This window comes from Achromobacter sp. EB05 (assembly GCF_044232075.1).
Lineage (GTDB): Bacteria > Pseudomonadota > Gammaproteobacteria > Burkholderiales > Burkholderiaceae_B > Achromobacter > Achromobacter dolens.
Genome location: NZ_CP155917.1, coordinates 1,837,697 through 1,857,002 on the forward strand (window position 1 = coordinate 1,837,697; position 19,306 = coordinate 1,857,002).

General features: G+C 65.9%; 17 protein-coding genes and 3 tRNA genes. 15 read left to right on the forward strand and 5 right to left on the reverse strand.

Annotation, left to right across the window (positions count from 1 at the left end; all coding sequences use genetic code 11):
• Positions 1-29: 29 nt before the first annotated feature.
• On the reverse strand, positions 30-938 hold the full coding sequence (locus AAID08_RS08455; RefSeq protein WP_343718746.1) for a DMT family transporter: 909 nt from the start codon (positions 936-938) through the stop codon (positions 30-32).
• Between the two features lie 118 nt (positions 939-1,056).
• Here AAID08_RS08455 and AAID08_RS08460 point away from each other — a divergent pair, with 118 nt between their 5' ends.
• A complete protein-coding gene (locus tag AAID08_RS08460) occupies positions 1,057-1,500 on the forward strand; it encodes a GNAT family N-acetyltransferase (protein ID WP_395757515.1) in 444 nt (147 codons plus the stop codon).
• Positions 1,501-1,635: 135 nt separating this feature from the next.
• On the opposite strand, the gene AAID08_RS08465 is transcribed toward AAID08_RS08460, so the two are convergent.
• Positions 1,636-1,720 (reverse strand) — tRNA-Leu (locus tag AAID08_RS08465).
• A gap of 192 nt (positions 1,721-1,912) precedes the next feature.
• Here AAID08_RS08465 and AAID08_RS08470 point away from each other — a divergent pair.
• Positions 1,913-2,524 (forward strand): tRNA-uridine aminocarboxypropyltransferase, encoded by a 612-nt coding sequence (locus AAID08_RS08470; protein WP_395757516.1) that lies wholly within the window; start codon positions 1,913-1,915, stop codon positions 2,522-2,524.
• Between the two features lie 281 nt (positions 2,525-2,805).
• Here AAID08_RS08470 and AAID08_RS08475 read toward each other — a convergent pair.
• Positions 2,806-2,890, reverse strand: a tRNA-Leu gene (locus tag AAID08_RS08475).
• A gap of 196 nt (positions 2,891-3,086) precedes the next feature.
• Between AAID08_RS08475 and rnr the strand changes: the two genes are divergently transcribed.
• From rnr to AAID08_RS08535, 12 genes are all read left to right on the forward strand, one after another.
• Positions 3,087-5,552: a ribonuclease R gene (gene rnr / locus AAID08_RS08480; protein WP_054501293.1), complete on the forward strand. Its 2,466-nt coding sequence runs from the start codon at positions 3,087-3,089 to the stop codon at positions 5,550-5,552.
• Positions 5,553-5,640: 88 nt separating this feature from the next.
• Complete coding sequence (rlmB, locus tag AAID08_RS08485; protein ID WP_395757517.1) at positions 5,641-6,378, forward strand: 23S rRNA (guanosine(2251)-2'-O)-methyltransferase RlmB; 738 nt, start codon at positions 5,641-5,643, stop codon at positions 6,376-6,378.
• Positions 6,379-6,420: 42 nt separating this feature from the next.
• Positions 6,421-7,665, forward strand: coding sequence for a cystathionine gamma-synthase family protein (locus tag AAID08_RS08490; protein WP_054501292.1), 1,245 nt, complete (start codon positions 6,421-6,423; stop codon positions 7,663-7,665).
• Positions 7,666-7,718: 53 nt separating this feature from the next.
• Entirely contained in the window at positions 7,719-8,399 is a 681-nt protein-coding gene (locus AAID08_RS08495; protein ID WP_054501291.1) for a Fe2+-dependent dioxygenase, read from the forward strand.
• 356 nt (positions 8,400-8,755) lie between these two features.
• Positions 8,756-9,028 (forward strand): HU family DNA-binding protein, encoded by a 273-nt coding sequence (locus AAID08_RS08500; RefSeq protein ID WP_003812968.1) that lies wholly within the window; start codon positions 8,756-8,758, stop codon positions 9,026-9,028.
• Between the two features lie 148 nt (positions 9,029-9,176).
• Positions 9,177-9,252: transfer RNA gene (locus AAID08_RS08505), tRNA-Val, on the forward strand.
• 338 nt (positions 9,253-9,590) lie between these two features.
• Positions 9,591-10,388: an energy transducer TonB gene (locus AAID08_RS08510; RefSeq protein WP_049072584.1), complete on the forward strand. Its 798-nt coding sequence runs from the start codon at positions 9,591-9,593 to the stop codon at positions 10,386-10,388.
• Position 10,389: 1 nt separating this feature from the next.
• Positions 10,390-11,388: a MotA/TolQ/ExbB proton channel family protein gene (locus AAID08_RS08515; RefSeq protein WP_175168321.1), complete on the forward strand. Its 999-nt coding sequence runs from the start codon at positions 10,390-10,392 to the stop codon at positions 11,386-11,388.
• Positions 11,388-11,855, forward strand: a complete 468-nt coding sequence (locus AAID08_RS08520) for a biopolymer transporter ExbD (RefSeq protein ID WP_054501289.1) — start codon at positions 11,388-11,390, stop codon at positions 11,853-11,855. The genes AAID08_RS08515 and AAID08_RS08520 overlap by 1 nt, the downstream gene beginning before the upstream one ends.
• A 65-nt stretch (positions 11,856-11,920) precedes the next feature.
• On the forward strand, positions 11,921-12,592 hold the full coding sequence (locus AAID08_RS08525; RefSeq protein ID WP_006218435.1) for a response regulator transcription factor: 672 nt from the start codon (positions 11,921-11,923) through the stop codon (positions 12,590-12,592).
• 87 nt (positions 12,593-12,679) lie between these two features.
• A complete protein-coding gene (locus tag AAID08_RS08530) occupies positions 12,680-13,795 on the forward strand; it encodes a sensor histidine kinase (protein ID WP_395757518.1) in 1,116 nt (371 codons plus the stop codon).
• Positions 13,792-15,720 (forward strand): potassium transporter Kup, encoded by a 1,929-nt coding sequence (locus tag AAID08_RS08535; protein WP_064524117.1) that lies wholly within the window; start codon positions 13,792-13,794, stop codon positions 15,718-15,720. Before AAID08_RS08530 ends, AAID08_RS08535 begins: the two co-directional genes overlap by 4 nt.
• Before the next feature lie 186 nt (positions 15,721-15,906).
• Here AAID08_RS08535 and argG read toward each other — a convergent pair whose 3' ends face one another.
• Together argG and AAID08_RS08545 are read right to left on the reverse strand one after the other, a co-directional pair.
• Positions 15,907-17,247, reverse strand: a complete 1,341-nt coding sequence (gene argG, locus AAID08_RS08540) for an argininosuccinate synthase (RefSeq protein WP_006388517.1) — start codon at positions 17,245-17,247, stop codon at positions 15,907-15,909.
• 69 nt (positions 17,248-17,316) lie between these two features.
• Positions 17,317-18,288, reverse strand: a complete 972-nt coding sequence (locus tag AAID08_RS08545) for a LysR substrate-binding domain-containing protein (RefSeq protein WP_054501287.1) — start codon at positions 18,286-18,288, stop codon at positions 17,317-17,319.
• A 102-nt stretch (positions 18,289-18,390) separates the two neighbouring features.
• Here AAID08_RS08545 and AAID08_RS08550 point away from each other — a divergent pair, with 102 nt between their 5' ends.
• A complete protein-coding gene (locus AAID08_RS08550; RefSeq protein WP_395757807.1) occupies positions 18,391-19,257 on the forward strand; it encodes an amidohydrolase family protein in 867 nt (288 codons plus the stop codon).
• Positions 19,258-19,306 lie beyond the last annotated feature (49 nt).

The following is a 19,306-nucleotide window of genomic DNA, read 5'->3' on the forward strand; positions in this document are numbered from 1 at the left end:
CAGCGGCGGAAATGGGCGCGAAAGGGCGCTCATTCTACTTGCCGCACCGGCGCGGGCGTGCGCGCCGAACGGGTCACCAGCAGGATGCCGAGCGCGGCCAGGGCCATGCCGGGCCAGGCCAGCGGCGGGATCGGCTCGTCCAGCACCAGCAGTGCGATGACCGCGGTCGATGGCGGCACCAGGAAGAACAGCGCCGACACGCGTGACGCTTCGCCATGGCGCAGCATGGCCAGCAACAAGGAGATCGCGACCAGCGAATTGCCCACCACCAGGTACGCCAGCGAACCCAGCAACGGCCCGGTCCAGTCGATGCGCATCGGCTCCAGCCAGAAGGCCAGCGGCGCCGTGACCGCCAGGCCCACGGCGTATTGCACCGTGTTGGAGGTGACGGGGTGGGTCTGTACGCCAAAGCGCTTCTCATACAGCGTGCCGCTGGTGATGCAGAGCAGCGCGGCCATCGCGAACACCAGGCCGAGCGTCGAAGCCAGGTCGACCGAGGCCTTGGCGATGATGACCAGCGCGGCGCCCGACACGCCCAGTCCCAGCCCGGCCCAGCGCCGCGCATCGACGCGTTCGTGCGCGATCACCGGCGCCAGCAGCCCGATCAGGATGGGCTGTAGCGACGTGATCAACGCCAGCCCCCCGGCGGACATGCCTTGCTTGAGCGACAGGTAGGTGAAACAGAAGTAGCCCGCCTGCAGCAGCAGGCCGACCATGGCCAGGTGGCCCCAGGCGCGGGCGCCTTGCGGCAGCGGCGGCCGCAGCGCCAGCAGAAATGGCATCAGCAGCGCCACCACGCAGGCATAGCGCAATGCCAGAAAGGTCATGGGATCGGCATAGGCCAGCCCCACTTTCAGCACGACGAAGCCGCTGGACCACAGCAGCAGGAAAAGCGCGGGCGCGAATTTCAACCAGGCGGGCGTTGCGGCTTGCGGCATGATGGCAATCAGCTGCGGGAATGGGCCAGCCGCGATGGTACGCCTGTTTCGCCGACACGCCATCCCTGCGAAAATGTCGACAGTGGATTCATATTCAGCAGTGGCGCGAGGGAAAAAAATGGCCAACCAACAAAAGCCGACGGTACGTATCACCCTGGGAACCTGGGATCGCCTGCGCGACGACGCCTCGTCGGTCCGCTATGACGTTTTCGTGGTCGAGCAGAACGTGCCGCCCGAGGTCGAGATGGACGACGACGACGCGGTCTCGGTGCATGCGGTGGCCTACGCCGCCGACGGCACGCCGCTGGGCACCGGCCGGCTGCTGCCCGACGGCCACATCGGCCGCATGGCCGTGCACAAGCGGGCGCGCGGCCTGGGCGTGGGCGGCCAGTTGCTCGACGCCCTGATCGGCCAGGGTCATGGCGATGGCCACCGCATGCTGGTGCTGCACGCGCAAACCCACGCCAAGGGCTTTTACGAGGCCCACGGTTTCAAGGTGGAAGGCGAGGAGTTCATGGAGGCCGGCATCGCGCACGTCGTCATGACGCGGATGCTGGCCTAGGCGCTTGCGAGCGAACGATCGGCCGGCTGTCCAGGCTGGCCTGATCATTCGGGCCGCAAAAGAAAAAACCCCGGACGCATTCGCGAACGGGGTCTTTCTTGGCGCATCACGACAGGTACCTCGTGATGTAATAATTGGTGCCCAGGAGAGGACTCGAACCTCCACACCTTGCGGCACATGGACCTGAACCATGCGCGTCTACCAATTCCGCCACCTGGGCGCTGATGTCTTACCTTCCGCGTCGCTTTCCAGTTTGCATTCCATCTTTCGACTTCTTGCTACCGGCTGCGTTTCGTTTCGTGTTCAACAGCAGAGGAACGAGATTATGCATACTTTTTTGGAAGTGTGCAAGTCATGCAGCATTTTTTTCACTTTTTTTTCCATGCGGCCGGCTTCGCTATAGTGTCGCCCCATGTCACGCCCTGTTTGCCTGCGCTGTAAGCGCCCCGAATCCCATTGCCTTTGCGCCCTGATCCCGACGCTGACTCCGCGCACCCGCGTGGTGGTGTTGCAGCATCCGAGCGAGGCGCGCCATGCGCTGAACACGGCGCGGCTGGCGGTGCTGGGGCTGCAAGGCGCGCGGCGCCTGGTGGGCGAGCGCTTTCAATATGAGCAGTGGGCCGAGCCTGGGTATGCACCCTGCGTGCTGTTTCCCGGCGAGGGCGCGGAGGTATTGATTCCGGGGTGCGCCGCCGCGACGGGCGGGCCGGTGCAATTGATCGTGCCCGATGGCACCTGGACTCATGCGCGCAAGCTGCTGCACATCAATCCGCAACTGGCCGCGCTGCCGCGCGTGATGCTGCCGGCCGGCCTGACGTCGCGCTACCGGGTGCGGCACGCGGACATTCCGGGTGCGCTGTCCACCATCGAGGCGGTGACGCACGCACTCAATGCGCTGGAGGCGCCAGGTAATTTCGATGAGCTGCTGCGGCCGTTCAAGGCCTTGATCGATGGCCAGATCGCGGGGATGGGGGCGGACCTGTATGCGCGCCATCATCTGAACCGCAAGGTGCCTTGGCGCTGAAGGTTGTCCGATCGAGCAATACTGTCCCGGGGGGGGGCTAACGTTGGGGTGGGGGCATCACCATCCTTGTGATGGCCTTTGAATCTGGTCGCGGATGGGTCGGCACAGGGCAATTGATGCCGTGCAAAGCAGTTCACGCCAGACCATTCACGCAGCTCAAAGCAAAAACCCCGAAAATCTTGCGATTTCCGGGGTTTTCAACTTTTTTGCCAATGCTGTCTGTTTGATTTCACGGCGATGTTTTTTCATCGCAAACCCAAACAGCCTCAGCTGAAATTCCGTGGTGCCCAGGAGAGGACTCGAACCTCCACACCTTGCGGCACATGGACCTGAACCATGCGCGTCTACCAATTCCGCCACCTGGGCACTGAGACATTCCAGTCAGAACTTTGTGATACGCTGCCACTTCGATTGCATGAGGTTTTTATTCCCATGTATTTAAAGCGCATGTATTCAAAGCGTAATTGCAAAATCACTCTACAATCCGTCTGACCATTTCTGCTTCAGTGTTCAGCCTTGGGCGAACCACAGAAGCTGCGCATTATATACGGAAAAATTAGCTTTGGCAAAACGATCGAATAACGAATCGAACAACAACAGATCCACTCCGTTGCCGGAAGCGCCGCCAGACTTCGATCCCGATGTCCCGTCCCGTGAAGCCATCCTGAAAGCGCTGCGATCCGCGGGGGCGCCGTTATCTCCGGTGGAGCTCGCCGAGCGCATGGGCGTGGAGCGTCCTGCGACGATGGTGGGATTCGAGCGCCGCCTGGGCGCGATGGAGCGCGATGGCCAATTGATGCCCAACCGCAAGGGCGTGCTGCTGCTGGCCACCAAGCTGGACTTCGTGGCGGGCAAGGTGCTGGGCCACCGCGACGGTTTCGGCTTCCTGCTGCGCGATGACGGCGGGCCGGACCTGTTCCTGTCGCCGCGCGAAATGCTCAAGGTGCTGCACGGCGACCGCGTGCTGGTCAAGCCGTCGGGCGAATACCGGGGCAAGCCGGAAGGCACCATCGTCGAGGTCATCGAGCGCCGCACCAACAAACTGGTGGGGCGCTTCCTGCACGAGCATGGCTTGTCCATCGTGGTGCCGGAAGACCAGCGCATCAAGCATGACATCCTGATTCCGCCCAGCGATACCAACGGCGCCCAGCACGGGCAGGTGGTGTCGGTCGAGATCATGGAGCAGCCCACCCGCCATACGCAGCCGCTGGGCCGCGTGTCCGAGGTGCTGGGCGAGATCGACGATCCCGGCATGGAAATCGAGATCGCGGTGCGCAAGTTCGATGTGCCCGTCGAATTCTCCGAGGCCGCGCGCAAGCAGGCCGCCCGCCTGCCGGACGTGGTCCGCAAGGGCGACCTGAAAGACCGCGTCGACCTGCGCGACGTGCCCCTGATCACCATCGATGGCGAAGACGCGCGCGACTTCGACGACGCCGTCTATTGCGAGGCGGTCGAACTGGGCACGGGCCAGCGCAAGCGGCCGGGCTGGCGCCTGTTGGTGGCCATTGCCGACGTCAGCCACTACGTGCGTCCCGGCGACGCGCTGGACGATGACGCGCTCGAGCGCGGCACTAGTGTGTATTTCCCGCGCCGCGTCATTCCGATGCTGCCCGAGTCGCTGTCCAACGGCCTGTGCTCGCTGAATCCCGATGTCGATCGCCTGGTGCTGGTCTGCGACATGGTGATCCCGGCGTCGGGCGCCAAGGCCGGCACCGTTACGGCATACCAGTTCTACAACGCGGTGATGCACTCGCATGCCCGCACCACCTATACCAATATCTGGGCGGCGCTGCAGCAGCCCGGCGGCCCGGCGGCCCATGCCATGCGCGCCGTCATGCCGCAGGTGCAGAGCCTGTATGAACTGTTCCACCTGTTGTCGCAGAGCCGCAAGAAGCGCGGCGCGATCGATTTCGATACGGTCGAGACCAAGATCGTCTGCAACGAGCTGGGGCGCATCGAACAGATCGTGCCGTCGGTGCGCAACGATGCCCACAAGCTGATCGAAGAGTGCATGCTGGCGGCCAACACCTGCGCGGCCGATTTCATGACGCGCAGCAAGCATCCTGGCCTGTACCGCATCCACGAGGGCCCGACGCCCGAGCGCCTGCAATCGCTGCGCGAGTTCCTGCGCACGATGGGCCTGTCGCTGGGCGGGGGCGATACGCCCACGGCCAAGGACTACGGCGACTTCCTCGACTCCGTGCGCGGCCGTCCCGACTACCAGTTGCTGCAGACCATGTGCCTGCGCTCCATGCAGCAGGCCATCTATAGCCCGGACAACGTAGGCCACTTCGGCCTGGCCTATCCCGGCTACAGCCATTTCACCTCGCCGATCCGGCGCTATCCCGACCTGCTCACGCACCGGGTCATCAAGGCCTTGCTGGCCGGCCAGCGCTATGTGCCGAGCCTGGACGACCAGCCGGTCGTCATCGGCCGCACCCAGCGCGAGCACGAACACGCCATCTGGGAAAAGATGGGCCTTGTCCTGTCGGCCAGCGAACGCCGCGCCGATGAAGCCTCGCGCGACGTCGAGGCCTGGCTCAAGTGCTGGTTCGTCAAGGAGCGCGTGGGCGAGGACTTCAGCGGCACCGTCACCGGCGTGGCCAGCTTCGGCATCTTCGTCACGCTGGATACGCTGCACGTCGAAGGGTTGGTGCACGTGTCCGAGCTGGGCGGCGAATACTTCCAGTTCAACGATGCGCTGCACGAGTTGCGCGGCGAACGCACCGGCATGCGCTACCGCCTGACCGACAAGGTCCAGGTGCAGGTGTCGCGCGTCGACCTGGAGGCGCGCCGCATCGAGTTCCGCCTGGTGCAAGGCACCAGTTTCGACGCCCTGCGCAAGGCGTCCGCGCGTGGTCCGGACGAGGGTCCGCGCCGCGTCAAGAAGGCGGCGGCGCCCAAGCCGGCCGCGCTCAAGGGCCAGACCGCCAAGGAGCGGCGAGCCGAAGCCAAGAAGGCCGGCAAGCCGCCCAAGACCCCGCAACGCGCCGCGCCGGCCAAGAAGGCGGTGCGCAAGCGCCACTAAGGGGTAACATTGCGGCTATGGCCGGATACGTCCGGCGGCCCGCCCCCCTCTGGGGCGGGCATCCGTTTTTCTAAAGGTATTTGCATTTATGGCGTCGACCCAAGTCCTTGCCGGGTTTCACGCGGTTGTCGCGCGGCTGCGCCACGCGCCCGACTCGATCAAGGAAATCTACGTAGAAGCGTCGCGTCGCGACAAGCGCATGCAGACGTTCATCGAGCAGGTTGAGAAGGCGGGCTGCCGTCTGCATCCGGTCGCCATGGAGCGCCTCGATGGCCTGGCGCGCGGCACCCGCCACCAGGGCGTGGTGGCGCTGGCCGAAGAACGCCAGTTGGCGGTGGACGTGGATGAAGTGCTCGACGTGATCGAGGGGCCGCCGCTGCTGCTGATCCTGGACGGCGTGACCGATCCGCACAATCTGGGCGCCTGCCTGCGCACGGCGGACGCCGCCGGCGTGCATGCCGTGATCGCGCCGCGTGACCGCGCGGTGGGATTGAACAGCACGGTGCAGCGCGTGGCGTGTGGCGCGGCCGATACCGTGCCCTACCTGATGGTCACCAACCTGGCACGCACCATGCGCGGCCTGAAGGACCGTGGCGTGTGGCTGGTGGGCACCGACGACCAGGCGAGCGACGGCATGCACCAGATCGACGCGCGCCAGCCGATGGCCTGGGTCATGGGCGCCGAAGGCGAGGGCATGCGCCGCCTGACGCGGGAAACCTGCGATCAGCTCGTGAACATCCCGATGCTCGGATCGGTCGAGAGCCTGAACGTCAGCGTGGCCAGCGCCGTCTGCCTTTACGAAACCGTGCGCCAGCGTCGCGCCTGAACTGTCTTTTCCATCGCTATCTTCCTTCCCGCGCAGCCCATCATGCACCAGAACGGCTTTACCACCACGATCCTCCATTCCGACCGCCAGCAATCCGTCGAGCACGGAGCGGTGCACAAGCCCATGCATCCCTCGTCGGAGTTCGCCTACGCCGATGCGCGCGAGCTGGCCGCGGTGTTCCAGGGCAAGCCTGGTTTCACCTACGCTCGCCAGGGGACGCCGACCACCACGGCGCTGGAAGCGAAGATCAACCACATGGAAGCCGGCAAGGGCACGGTGAGCTTTGCCACCGGCATGGCCGCGCTGGCCGCCATTTTCACCACGCTGCTGCGCCGGGGCGACCATCTGGTGTCGAGCCAGTACGTGTTCGGCAACACCAACAGCCTGCTGGGCACGCTGCTGGAACTGGGCGTGGAGATCACTTTCGTGGATGCCACCGATTCGGCGCAGGTGCGCGCGGCGATCCAGCCCAACACCCGCATGGTGTTCACCGAGACCATCGCCAACCCCGGGACCCAGGTCGCGGACCTGGCGGTCATTGGCGAAATCTGCCGCGAGAAGGGGCTGGTCTACGTCGTGGACAACACGCTGACCTCGCCGTGGATGTTCCGGCCGTCGACGGTCGGCGCGTCGCTGGTCATGAACTCGCTGTCGAAGTACATCGGCGGCCATGGCAACGCGCTGGGCGGCGCGGTCACCGACACCGGCCTGTTCGACTGGGCAGGCTATTCGAACATCTACGACGCCTATCGCAAAGGCCCCTCCACCGGTTGGGGGCTGACCCAGATCAAGAAGAAGGGCCTGCGCGACATGGGCGGCACGCTCGCGGCCGAGCCCGCGCATCGCATCGCGGTGGGCGCCGAGACGCTGGCGCTGCGCATGGCCAAGCATTGTTCCAACGCGCTCGCGCTGGCGCGCTTCCTGGAAGAGCATCGCGGCGTGGCCAAGGTGCATTATCCGGGCCTGGCCAGCCATCCGCAGCATGCGCGCGCCGCGGCGCTGTTCGGCGCGCGCTTCGGCGGGCTGCTGGGCGTGGAGCTGGCCGACGGCGTGGACTGCTTCGATTTCCTGAACCGCCTGCGCATCGTGCTGATGGCCACGCACCTGGGCGACACGCGCAGCCTGGCGCTGCCTGCCGCGCACACCATCTACTACGAGATGGGCGCCGAGCGTCGCAAGCAGATGGGCATCGCCGATAGCCTGATCCGGGTGTCGGTGGGCATCGAGGATGAGACTGATCTGCTATTTGACTTCGATCAGGCGCTCAACGGCTGCCTGCAGGGATAATCGGGCGGGGCTTCGGCGCGGTGACGCGCCGGCCGTGACCTGCGCAGGAATCCATGCTCATACAGATCGCCGAAGTATTCACTCCCGACGAGGCGGCCGCCATCCGCCAGCGTCTCGATGCCGCCGACTGGGTGGATGGCAAGGTTACCGCGGGCTTCCAGTCTGCATCGGTCAAGCACAACCGCCAGTTGTCCGAGCAGCATCCGCTGGCGCAGGAACTCGGCAACCTGATCCTGCAGCGCCTGTCCGGCAACAACCTGTTCATGTCGGCGGCGCTGCCGCGCAAGATCTTCCCGCCGCTGTTCAACCGCTACGAGGGTGGCGAGGCCTTCGGTTATCACGTCGACAACGCCGTGCGCGGCATCGCCGGCACCGCCGAGCGGGTGCGCACCGACCTGTCGGCCACGCTGTTTTTTTCCGATCCCGATTCCTACGACGGCGGCGAGCTCGTCATCGACGACACCTACGGTCCGCGCACGGTGAAACTGCCCGCCGGCCACATGGTGCTGTATCCCGGCACCAGCCTGCACAAGGTCAACCCGGTGACGCGTGGCGCGCGCGTGAGCGCGTTCTTCTGGATGCAGAGCCTCGTGCGCGAGGACAGCCAGCGTGCCTTGCTGCTCGACATGGACGTCGCCATACAGCGTCTGAACCAGGACGCGGCCGGCCATCCCTCGATCGTGCAGCTCACCGGCATCTATCACAACCTGCTGCGCCGCTGGGCCGATGTGTGAGCGAATTTCGGGGCGTTGCGCCGGTGTCGCGCAAACCCCGAAATGCGCGTTTTTGTTTATTGCGAAAAGGCCTAAAAGCTAGTATTGGTGCGGCTTGACGTGAGGTTTTCGCTTGACAGCCGCTCTACGCCAAGGCCTAATACATGTCTGCGTCGCTGACGGTTCACGGGCTCGAAAGCCCTTGAAACCTAGGCGGCGCAGCAGTTTAAAAGTTGTGCTTTGCAGCGCAAGAAAAAGTTTATCCACTAGTCTGTTCGTCGTTTGTCGGGTCTACGCGCAAGTCGTGATGTCCAAGATGGCAGCCATGATGAACTGCACTCCCGGCAGACTCCATACCTTGTGAGGGGTACACCTGAATGAACAAAACCGAACTCATCGATCACATTGCCAGCAAGGCCGATATCTCCAAGGCTGCCGCCGGTCGTTCGCTTGACGCCCTGATTGGCGCCGTCAAGACCACCCTGAAGAAGGGCGGTACGGTCACCCTGGTGGGCTTCGGCACGTTTGCCGTGTCGGCTCGCGCCGCTCGCACCGGCCGCAACCCGCGCACGGGCGAAACCATCAAGATCAAGAAGGCCAAGGTGCCGAAGTTCCGTCCGGGCAAGGCCCTGAAGGACGCCGTCAACTAATTGACGGATCGGCGAATCGAGCGGGCGCGGCCTGCGTTGATTTGCCGACAGGTACGCGGTCCGGTATACTCCGGCCCGCGTATTGCTTTTGAGTACCCCGGCTAGCGTTTTCTCCGCAGTTCGTTCGCGGCGAAACCATCATCAGGACGGGTGCTTAGCTCAGTTGGTAGAGCGGCGCCCTTACAAGGCGTAGGTCACAGGTTCGACCCCTGTAGCACCCACCATCAGCAAGCCAAAACAGAAACCCGCACACGGTAACGTGGCGGGTTTTTTGTTTGCGCGCTTCGGGTTCGTGTTTCGGCTTCGTGTTTCGTTCGCATGCCTGGGTTGCGGTATGGGTTGCGTGCATTGGGAGCGCGCGTTGGTGGTGTGCGTTGGTGGCGTGTATTCCGGCGCGGGGTTGGCGCCGCATCAGGGTGTTACGCTATTGCAGACGAAATATGACGTGCGAATCATTCGCATTTAAGCTATGATCTTTGGCTTGTACCGGTCAGCCGGCGTGCGCTCGTTGCGCGCGTTTTTTCCTGGCTGGCCAGATAAGTTAATGCACCCTGGCTGATTCATGCCTAGCTTTCAACGTGGTTTGAACTCTTCACCGCCGTCTTCCCTTGGTATACGCATAGGCGCAGGCCTGGCGGTCGTTGCGCTACATGCCGCGGTGGTCTATGCCATTTACCTGGCGCCCGAGAACCGCCCTGAACTGGAGGAACCCGAGGCCATCATGGTCAGTGTGGTGGATGCGCCCACGCCGCAGATCGCCAAAGCCGAGCCCACGCCGGAAGTGCCGCAGCCGGTGACGGAACCGCCGCCCGAGCCGCAGCCCGAGATCGAGCCCGAAACCGAACCGGATCCCAAGGTGGAGCCGGAACCCGAGCCCGAACCCGAGCCGGTGGTCGAGAAGCCGCCGATGCCGGCCCCCAAGCCGAAGCCCAAACCCAAACCCAAGCCCCAGCCCAAGCAGGAAGTCAAACCCGAGCCCAAGCCAGAGACGCCGCCGGTGGAAACGCCGCCGGCCGGCGCCACGGAAGGCGCGCAGACCACCCAGGCCCCGCGCCAGGGTCCGCCGCCCGACCAGATCCTGCAGGAAACCCAGATCGAATACCTGGGCGCGCGACCGATGCCCAACTACCCGATGGCATCGCGCCGCATGCGGGAAGAGGGGCGGGTGGTGGTGCTGGTGGAAATCAATACCCAGGGGCTGGTCGAGCGGGCCACGATCGACGCGTCCTCGGGCTTTCCCAGGCTGGACGAGTCGGCACTGGCCGCCGCGCGCAAGGCCCGCATGAAACCCTATAGCCGCAATGGCGTGGCATATCCCGCCAAAGCAAAGATTCCGTTCGATTTCGTAATGAGGAACTGAGATGTCCAACGCAATGCACAGCGCCACCCTGGTGGCGCAGGCGGCCACCAGCCCGGCAGCGGCTCCGGCGGCCGCGGCACCCGCCGCCGCCGCGGCGCCCGCCGCCGCCGCGGCGCCCGCCGCCCAGCAAGCCGCGACCGCGGCCGGCGGCATCGTCCAGCAGGCCACCGGCGCCGTCCAGCAATCCGCGGATGCGCTGCACAGCGCCGCCGCGGCGCTGCCTGCGGTCGCACCGGCGCCCGCGCCCGTCCCCGACATGGGCTTCCTGCACTTCGTCGCCCAGAGCGACTTCGTCGGCAAGAGTCTGTTCATCATCCTGATCCTGATGTCGCTGGTGACCTGGTACCTGATCCTGGTCAAGGTCGGCAGCAACATCAGCATGCGTCGCCGCTCGGTCGATTTCCTCAACAAGTTCTGGAACGCCAGCTCGCTGGAGCAGGTCGAGCACGAGATCACCACGCACGGCGCGCGCGATCCGTTCTCGCATCTGGCCAGCCACGCCATGCATGCCCAGGCGCACCACAACAAGTTCGGCGCCACCAAGCTGGAAGAGGCGGGTTCGAGCAGCGATTTCGTCACCCGCACCATGCGCAAGGTGATCGACGAGGAAACCGCGAAGCTCGAAAACGGCCTGACGGTGCTGGCCTCGGTGGGGTCGACGGCGCCGTTCGTCGGCCTGTTCGGCACGGTGTGGGGCGTGTACCATGCCCTGGTCGGCATCGGCCTGTCCGATGGCGTCACCATCAACCGCATCGCCGGTCCGGTGGGCGAGGCCCTGATCATGACCGGCCTGGGCCTGGCGGTCGCCATTCCGGCGGTGCTGGCCTACAACACCTTCGTGCGCAACAACCGCGTCTACCTGTCGCGCCTTGACGCCTTCGCGCACGACCTGTTCGCCTTCCTGACGACCGGCCAGCAAGTGGCGCTGTCGGACAGCAAGGTGCGCGCCCTGCGCCGCCAGCACGGTAACGGCGCCGCGGTCCAACGCGGGAGCGAATAATGGCTTTTGGCAGCTTCGAGGGCAAAGGGTCCGGCACTCATACGGTTTCCGAGATCAACATGGTGCCGCTGATCGACGTCATGCTGGTGCTGCTGGTGATCTTCATCATCACGGCGCCGCTGCTGGCGCATTCGATCAAGATCAACATGCCTCAGGTGGCCGCCGAGCAGATCGAGGAAGAACCCAAGACCGTGGACCTGGCCATCGATGCCGGGGGCGCGCTGTTCTGGGACGAAAAGCCGGTCAATATCGACGACCTGCCCAATCGCTTCAAGTCGATCGCCGGCACCAAGCCGCAACCCGAGATCCGCATCCGCGCCGACCAGAACACGCGCTACGAGACGCTGGCCAAGGTCATGGCCTCGGCTCGCCGCTCGGGGATGACACGCATCGGCTTCGTCACCACGCCGCCCTCGAGCGGGGCGGCGGCAGAGGCCCCGGGCACCCCGGCGCCATCCGCCCGTTGAACGATTCCCAACAACGGGGCGCATTTCGCGCCCCGTTTTTTCCGGGATCGCGCTAGAATCGCGGCATGCGAGTTCTGGTAATCGAAGACGACACCACCCTGGGCCACGCGCTCCAGGAATTCCTGGCCGACCAAGGTTATGCGGTCGACTGGCTGACCGAGGGCGACCGGGTTCTGGGCGCACTGGCCGGCCAGCCGTATGACCTGATGCTGCTCGACCTCAATCTGCCCGGCATGAGCGGCCTGGACGTGCTGCGCCAGTTGCGCCAGGATGGCAACCAGGTTCCGGTGCTGATCCTGACCGCCCGCGACGGCATCGAGGACCGCGTCGCCGGCCTGGATGCCGGCGCCGACGACTACGTCACCAAACCCTTCGAGCTGCCCGAACTGGCCGCCCGGGTGCGCGCCTTCGGCCGCCGGCGGGCCGGACAGGCGCAGCCGTTGATCGAGGTCGGTCCGCTGGTGTTCGACACCGTCGGCCGCGAGGTGCGGGCCAACGGCCAGCGCCTGTCGCTGTCGGTGCGCGAGCTGTCCGTGCTGGAAATGCTGATGGCGCGCGTGGGCCGCGTGGTCACCAAGCGCCAGATCGTCAATTCGCTGTCCGCCTGGGACGCCGACTTCAGCGAGAACGCAGTGGAAGTCTATGTGTACCGCCTGCGCAAGCGCCTGGAAGGCACGGGCGCCAGCATCCAGACGGTGCGTGGCTTCGGCTACATGCTGGATGTGGAAACGGCCTGACGGCCCGGCTGGCCGCCCGAAGCCGGTTGGCCCCGCCAGCCCGCGGCGGCCTGACTCCCCATCCGCCCACAGCGAGGGCACCGCGTCATGATGTCAGAACGCATTCCTTCCGCTCCGCCCGCCCCACGCCCCTTGCTCCCGTCCCGCTCGCTCGCGCGGCATCTGGTCATCCGGCTGATGCCGCCGATCCTGTTGCTGGTGCTGCTGGACCTGGCCGCCACCTGGGTCATCACCCACAAGATCGACATGTCGCTGTGGATGCTGGAGGATTTCTTCTGGCTGATGGTGGTGGGGCAGGTGATGCTGATTGGCCTGTTCACCTGGGTGGTGGTGCAGGGCGTGCGTTCCGGCCTGCGCTCGGTCAATCATCTCTCCGAGGAAATCCGCCAGCGTTCCATCGACGACATGCAGCCGCTGGAAGTGGCCGGCGTGCCGGTCGAGATCGAACCGCTGGTCACTCACACCAACGATCTGCTGCTGCGGCTGGATGCCTCGCTGGCGGCGCAGCGCCGCTTCATCGGCCACGCCGCGCACCAATTGCGCACGCCGCTGTCCGGCCTGCGGCTGGAATCCGAACTGATGCTGGCGCGGCCCTTGCCCGACGACGTGCGCGCGCGCGCCGAACGCATCAAGGCGGTCAGTGACCGCATGATCCGGCTGGGCCAGCAACTGCTGGTGCTGGCGCGCGCCGATCCCAATGCGCGGCCGCAGGATAGTTTCGTGCGTATCGACCTGTGCGAATGGGTGCGGGCGCATGGCGCCGAATGGTTCCCGCGAGTGCGCGAAGCGCGCTATGAACTGGACCTGGTGGCGCCGGACGCGCCGATCTGGATCGACGCCGATCCCTTGCTGCTGGCTGAACTGCTGGGCAACCTGATCGACAACGCGCTGCGCTACGGCAACGCCACCGGCAAGATCACCCTGATCGTCGGCGCCAATCCGCCGTCGCTGACGGTGGAGGACGACGGCCCCGGCATCCCCCCCGAAGAACGCGATCGCGTGTTCGAGGCGTTCTATCGTTCGCCGTCGGTCACGGCCGGCGGTTCGGGATTGGGCCTGGCGATCGTGCGCGAGATCGCGCACGCCCACGGCGCCTGGTGGAAGCTCACCAGCCGGCCCGATTTTTCCGGAACGCGGCTTTCCGTCGTGTTTCCCGGCCCTCGCAAGGGGGCTCAACTCACTCGGCAAGAACCCACATCATGAGCCAGGGCTCGGTCAGCGTTCCTTCTTCTTCCACCGGTGGGGCGCCCGCCGGCCACGCCCCGTCCTCCCGCGCCGCCCTCGTCCTGGGGGCGCTGGGCGTGGTGTACGGCGATATCGGCACCAGTCCGCTGTACACCCTGCGGGCCTGCCTGACCGGGCTGAGCGTGCACACCGACCTGGAGCCGGCCCACTTGCTGGGCGTGCTGTCCATCCTGTTCTGGATGCTGATGGTGGTGGTGTCGCTGAAATATGTGACGCTGATCCTGCGCGCCGACAACCGCGGCGAAGGCGGCACGCTAGCGCTGCTGGAGCTGGCGGTGCGCAACCGGGACGGCAAGCTGCGCTGGATCCTGATCGTGCTGGGCATCTTCGGCGCGGCGCTGTTCTATGGCGACAGCATGATCACGCCGGCGATTTCAGTGCTGTCGGCGCTGGAAGGGATTGGCATCGTTTCGCACACGCTGGATGCGTGGGTGGTGCCGCTGGCGCTGGTGGTGCTGGTGGCGCTGTTCGCGATCCAGTCGCATGGCACGGGCGCCATGGGCAAGCTGTTCGGGCCGGTGATGCTGCTCTGGTTCGGCACGCTGGCCGCGCTGGGCGGCTGGCAGATCTGGCAGACGCCCGAGGTGCTGGCGGCGCTCAATCCGATGTGGGGCCTGCGTTTCATCGTCGAGTTCCCGTGGATCAGTTTCGTGCTGCTGGGCGCGGTGGTGCTGGCGCTGACGGGCGCAGAGGCGCTGTATGCCGATATGGGCCACTTCGGGCGCCCGGCCATCCGCAGCGCCTGGTTCAGCATGGTGCTGCCGGCGTTGACGCTGTGCTATTTCGGCCAGGGCGCGCTGCTGTTGCGCGATCCCGGCGCGATCCGCAATCCGTTCTTCATGATGGCGCCGGAATGGGGCCTGGCGCCGCTGGTGGCGCTGGCCACGGTGGCCACTATCGTGGCGTCGCAGGCGGTGATCTCCGGCGCGTACTCGGTGACGCGCCAGGCGGTGCAACTGGGCTTCTGGCCGCGCATGCAGATCCTGCATACGTCGGCGGTGGAGAAGGGCCAGATCTATCTGCCGCAGGTCAATGCGCTGCTGTTGTGCGCGGTGCTGGTGCTGGTGCTGGTGTTCCGCAATTCGGACAACCTGGCGGCGGCCTACGGTTTCGCGGTGACGGGGACGATGCTGACGACCTCGGTGCTGGCGTTCGCGGTGCTGCCGCGCGGCACCACGGGCGCCAAGCGCATGCTGTGGTTCGTGGTGCTGGGCCTGTTGCTGCTGTTCGATGTGCTGCTGTTCTCGGCCAACGTGTTCAAGATCCATGAAGGCGGCTGGCTACCGCTGGTGGTGGCGATCGTGGTGTTCACGCTGATGATGACGTGGCGCCGGGGCCGCCGGCTGCTCTCGGACATGCAGCAGCGCGATCGCCAGCCGCTCAAGGAGTTCATGGAGCAGTTGGAGGCCTATCCGCCGTCGCGGGTGCCGGGCACGGCGATCTTCATGACGATGAATTCGGGCAACGTGCCGCCGGCGCTGCTGCACAACCTCAAGCACAACAAGGTGCTGCATGACCATGTGCTGTTCCTGACGATCCGGGTAGCCGACGTGCCCTATGTGTCCGAGGACGAGCGCTTCACGGTGCAGAAGATGAGCGCGTCGAGCTGGGCGGCGACGATCAACTACGGTTTCAAGGAAGATCCGGATGTGCCGGAGGCGCTGCGGTTGGTGGCCGAGGCGTATCCGGAGCTGGATCTGGAGCCGATGCGCACGTCCTATTTCCTTTCGCGGCAGACGGTGGTGGCGGCCAGGAAGCCGGCGCTGTGGCGCTGGCGGCGGGCGGTGTTCTCGTTCATGGCGCGCAATTCGACGCGGAGCACGAAGTTTTTCAAGATTCCGGCGAATCGGGTCGTGGAGATGGGGATGCAGGTGGAGTTGTAGGCGTTGTTGGGCTGGGGCGGTTGTTGTTTGAGTTCTTGAGACGCCCGTTGGCGGCTGCTGGGGCGGGTGGTTTTCTTGGCGTGCTTGCCTACAGTTTGTTGGCAGGGGCGAGTATCTTGTGGTTGTTGCGTAATAAAAAAGCCCCTCGGTGTTGCCGAGGGGCTTTTTGTTGGGCGGGAAGAAGTATTACTTCTTCTTGGCCTCGTCCTTCAGTTGCGGCAGCGAGGTGCCGGAGGCGGAGAGCAGGCCGGTCTTCGTGTAGGTGAACAGCTTGGCGCGGGTGTCGACGATGTCGAGGTTGCGCATGGTCAGCTGGCCGATGCGGTCGGCGGGGGTGAAGGGGGCGTTCTCGACCTTTTCCATCGACAGGCGCTCGGGGGCGTAGGTCAGGTTGGGCGATTCGGTGTTCAGCAGCGAGTAGTCGTTGCCGCGGCGCAGTTCGATGGTGACTTCGCCGGTGATGGCGCGGGCGACCCAGCGCTGGGCGGTTTCGCGCAGCATGATGGCTTGCGGGTCGAACCAGCGGCCCTGGTACAGCAGGCGGCCGAGCTTGCGGCCGCTTTCGCGGTACTGCTCGATGGTGTCTTCGTTGTGGATGCCGGTGACCAGGCGCTCGTAGGCGATGAACAGCAGGGCCAGGCCCGGGGCTTCGTAGATGCCGCGGCTCTTGGCTTCGATGATGCGGTTTTCGATCTGGTCGCTCATGCCCAGGCCGTGGCGGCCGCCGATGCGGTTGGCTTCGAGCATCAGCTCGACCGGGTCGCTGTATTCCACGCCATTCAGGGCGACCGGCTGGCCTTCCTCGAAGCGGACGGTGACTTCCTCGGCCTTGACGGCGACGTCATCGCGCCAGAACGCCACGCCCATGATGGGCTTGACGATGCGGATGCCGGAGTTCAGGTGTTCCAGGTCCTTGGCTTCGTGGGTGGCGCCGAGCAGGTTGGAGTCGGTGGAGTAGGCCTTTTCCGCCGACATCTTGTAGTCGAAGCCGGCCTGGCGCATGTACTCGGACATTTCCGAGCGACCGCCGAGCTGGTCGATGAACTGCTGGTCGAGCCAGGGCTTGTAGATCTTCAGGTCCGGGTTGGTCAGCAGGCCGTAGCGGTAGAAGCGCTCGATGTCGTTGCCCTTGAAGGTGCTGCCGTCGCCCCAGATGTTGACGTTGTCTTCCTTCATGGCGGCCACCAGCATGGTGCCGGTGACGGCGCGGCCGATGGGCGTGGTGTTGAAGTAGGTGATGCCGGCGGTCGAGATGTGGAAGGCGCCGGCCTGCAGGGCGGCGATGCCTTCGGCCACGAGCTGCGCGCGGCAGTCGATCAGGCGGGCGTTCTCGGCGCCGTAGGCCATGGCCTTGCGCGGGATCTCGTCGTAGTCGGATTCGTCGGGCTGGCCCAGGTTCGCGGTGTAGGCGTAGGGGATGGCGCCGTTGTTGCGCATCCAGAGCAGCGCGGCGCTGGTGTCGAGGCCGCCGGAAAAGGCGATGCCGACCTTCTGGCCGGTGGGAAGGTTCGGGAGGATAGTGGTCATTGTTTGAGGTGAGACGCCAACGGGACTTTGACAGCAACGAGCCGCCAAACAAGAAATCTGTCCGCCATTTTAACGCGTTTGGGCGGTCCGGGCGGGGGGCCGGGCAGGGGGGCGGCCGGCGCTCCGGGCGGAGGGGGCGGCGGGCTCGAACAGGGCCGCCAGGTTCAACTGGCGGATCAGCTCGCCGGTGGCCGTGGCCAGCCGGGTGGCGGGGCGGTGGCGGGCGCTGGCCAGCACCAGATTGTTGGTGATGCCGGGCGCGACGATTTCGCTGAGCGACAGCGCGTGTTCGGCCGCCGGCCCGCGCGCGGCCGAACGCGGCAGGATGGCGTAGGCGTCGCCCTGCGCCGCCAGTTCGACGATGGTCTGCACCGCATCGACCTCGGCCGCCACCTGCAGGCGCACGCCCTGGGCGCGGCAGATGCTCTCGACCAGGGTGCGGATGGCATTGGGCAGGCTGGGCAGCACCAGCGGATAGGCGCCCAGCCCGGCCACCGCGACGCGCGCGGGCAGCGGCGGCTGATGGTTGGCCGCGGCCACCAGCACCAGGTTTTCCCGGAACAACGATTCATAGCCCAGTTGCGGCGACGGCGCCGGGTCGTACAGCAGCGCCAGATCGACGCGGCCGGCCAGCAGCCATTCGCGCATCTGCGCGCTCAGGCCTTCGGCCACGGCGATCGAGGCGTCGGGAAAACGGCGGCGGAAAGCCTGCACCAGGGGCGGCGTGAGGACCCGCGCGATGCGTGGCGGCAAGCCCACCACCACTTTGCCCGTCGGCGTTTCGCGCAGGGTCTGCAGGTCCTGCTTGGCGCGGTCGGCCAGGGCCAGCAGGGCGCGGGCATGTTCCAGAAAGCGCAGACCGGCCTCGGTCGGTTCGGCGCCGCGGCCGTTGCGGTAGAGCAGGTGCTGGCCCAGCTCCAGTTCCAGCAGGCGCACCTGGCGGCTCAGCGTCGGTTGGGCCACGTCGAGCATTTCGGCGGCGCGCGAGAAGCTGCGGCGCTCGGCGACGCGCACGAAGTATTCGATCTGCTTGAGGTCCATGGCGATTTGATATTTATATTTTCTATATCTGAAATCAAAGATATAGCATTGTTCGGCAGGCCGCAATCCGCGAGGATGACGTTTTCCCCGCTGGATCCCGCCGTGCCTAACTGCCGTCCTCCGCTTGCCACGCCTTCCCGTCCCCGCCACGCGCTGCCGGCCGGGGCCTGCGACACGCATTGCCACGTGTTCGGTCCGGCTGACCGGTTTCCCTATGCCGAAGGACGTTCCTACACGCCGCCCGACGCGCCCTACGCCAGGATGGCGGCGCTGCACGCGCACCTGGGCGTGCAGCGCGCGGTGGTGGTGCAGGCCAATTGCCATGGCGGCGACCACGCCGCCTTGCTCGACGCGCTGGCGCAAAGCCAGGGCCGCTATCGCGGCGTGGCGCTGCTGGGCGCGGACGCCACGCCGGCCAGCGTGCGCCGGTTGCATGATGGCGGCGTGCGCGGCGCGCGCTTCAATTTTGTGCCGCACCTGGGCGGCGCGCCCGATCCGGCCGTGTTCGACCACGTCATCGGGCTGATCGCGCCGTTGGGCTGGCACGTCTGCCTGCACCTGGACGGCGCCATGCTGCCCGAGCTGCTGCCGCGCCTGCGGGCGCTGCCGGTGCCGTTCGTGATCGATCACATGGGCCGCGTCAAGGCCGCCGACGGCTTGGACGCGCCGGCGTTCCGCGCGCTGCTGGACCTGGCGCGCGAGCCGCTCGCCTGGGTCAAGGTGTCGGGCATCGACCGCATCGCCTCGGGCAAGCGCCCCTTTGCCGAAGGCATTCCGTTCGTGCGCGCTCTGGTGGACGCGCTGCCCGAGCGTACGCTGTGGGGCACCGACTGGCCGCATCCGAACGTGGCGGGCGACATGCCCGACGACGGCGAGCTGGCCGACGCTTTTTTCCTGGCCTGCCCGGATGCGGAAACGCGCCGGCAGGTCCTGGTGGACAACCCGGCGCGTCTCTACGGCTTCCTGTAGCCGCGCCATCGCCCGATACCGGGCAACAAGAAAACACGATATCCCGAGG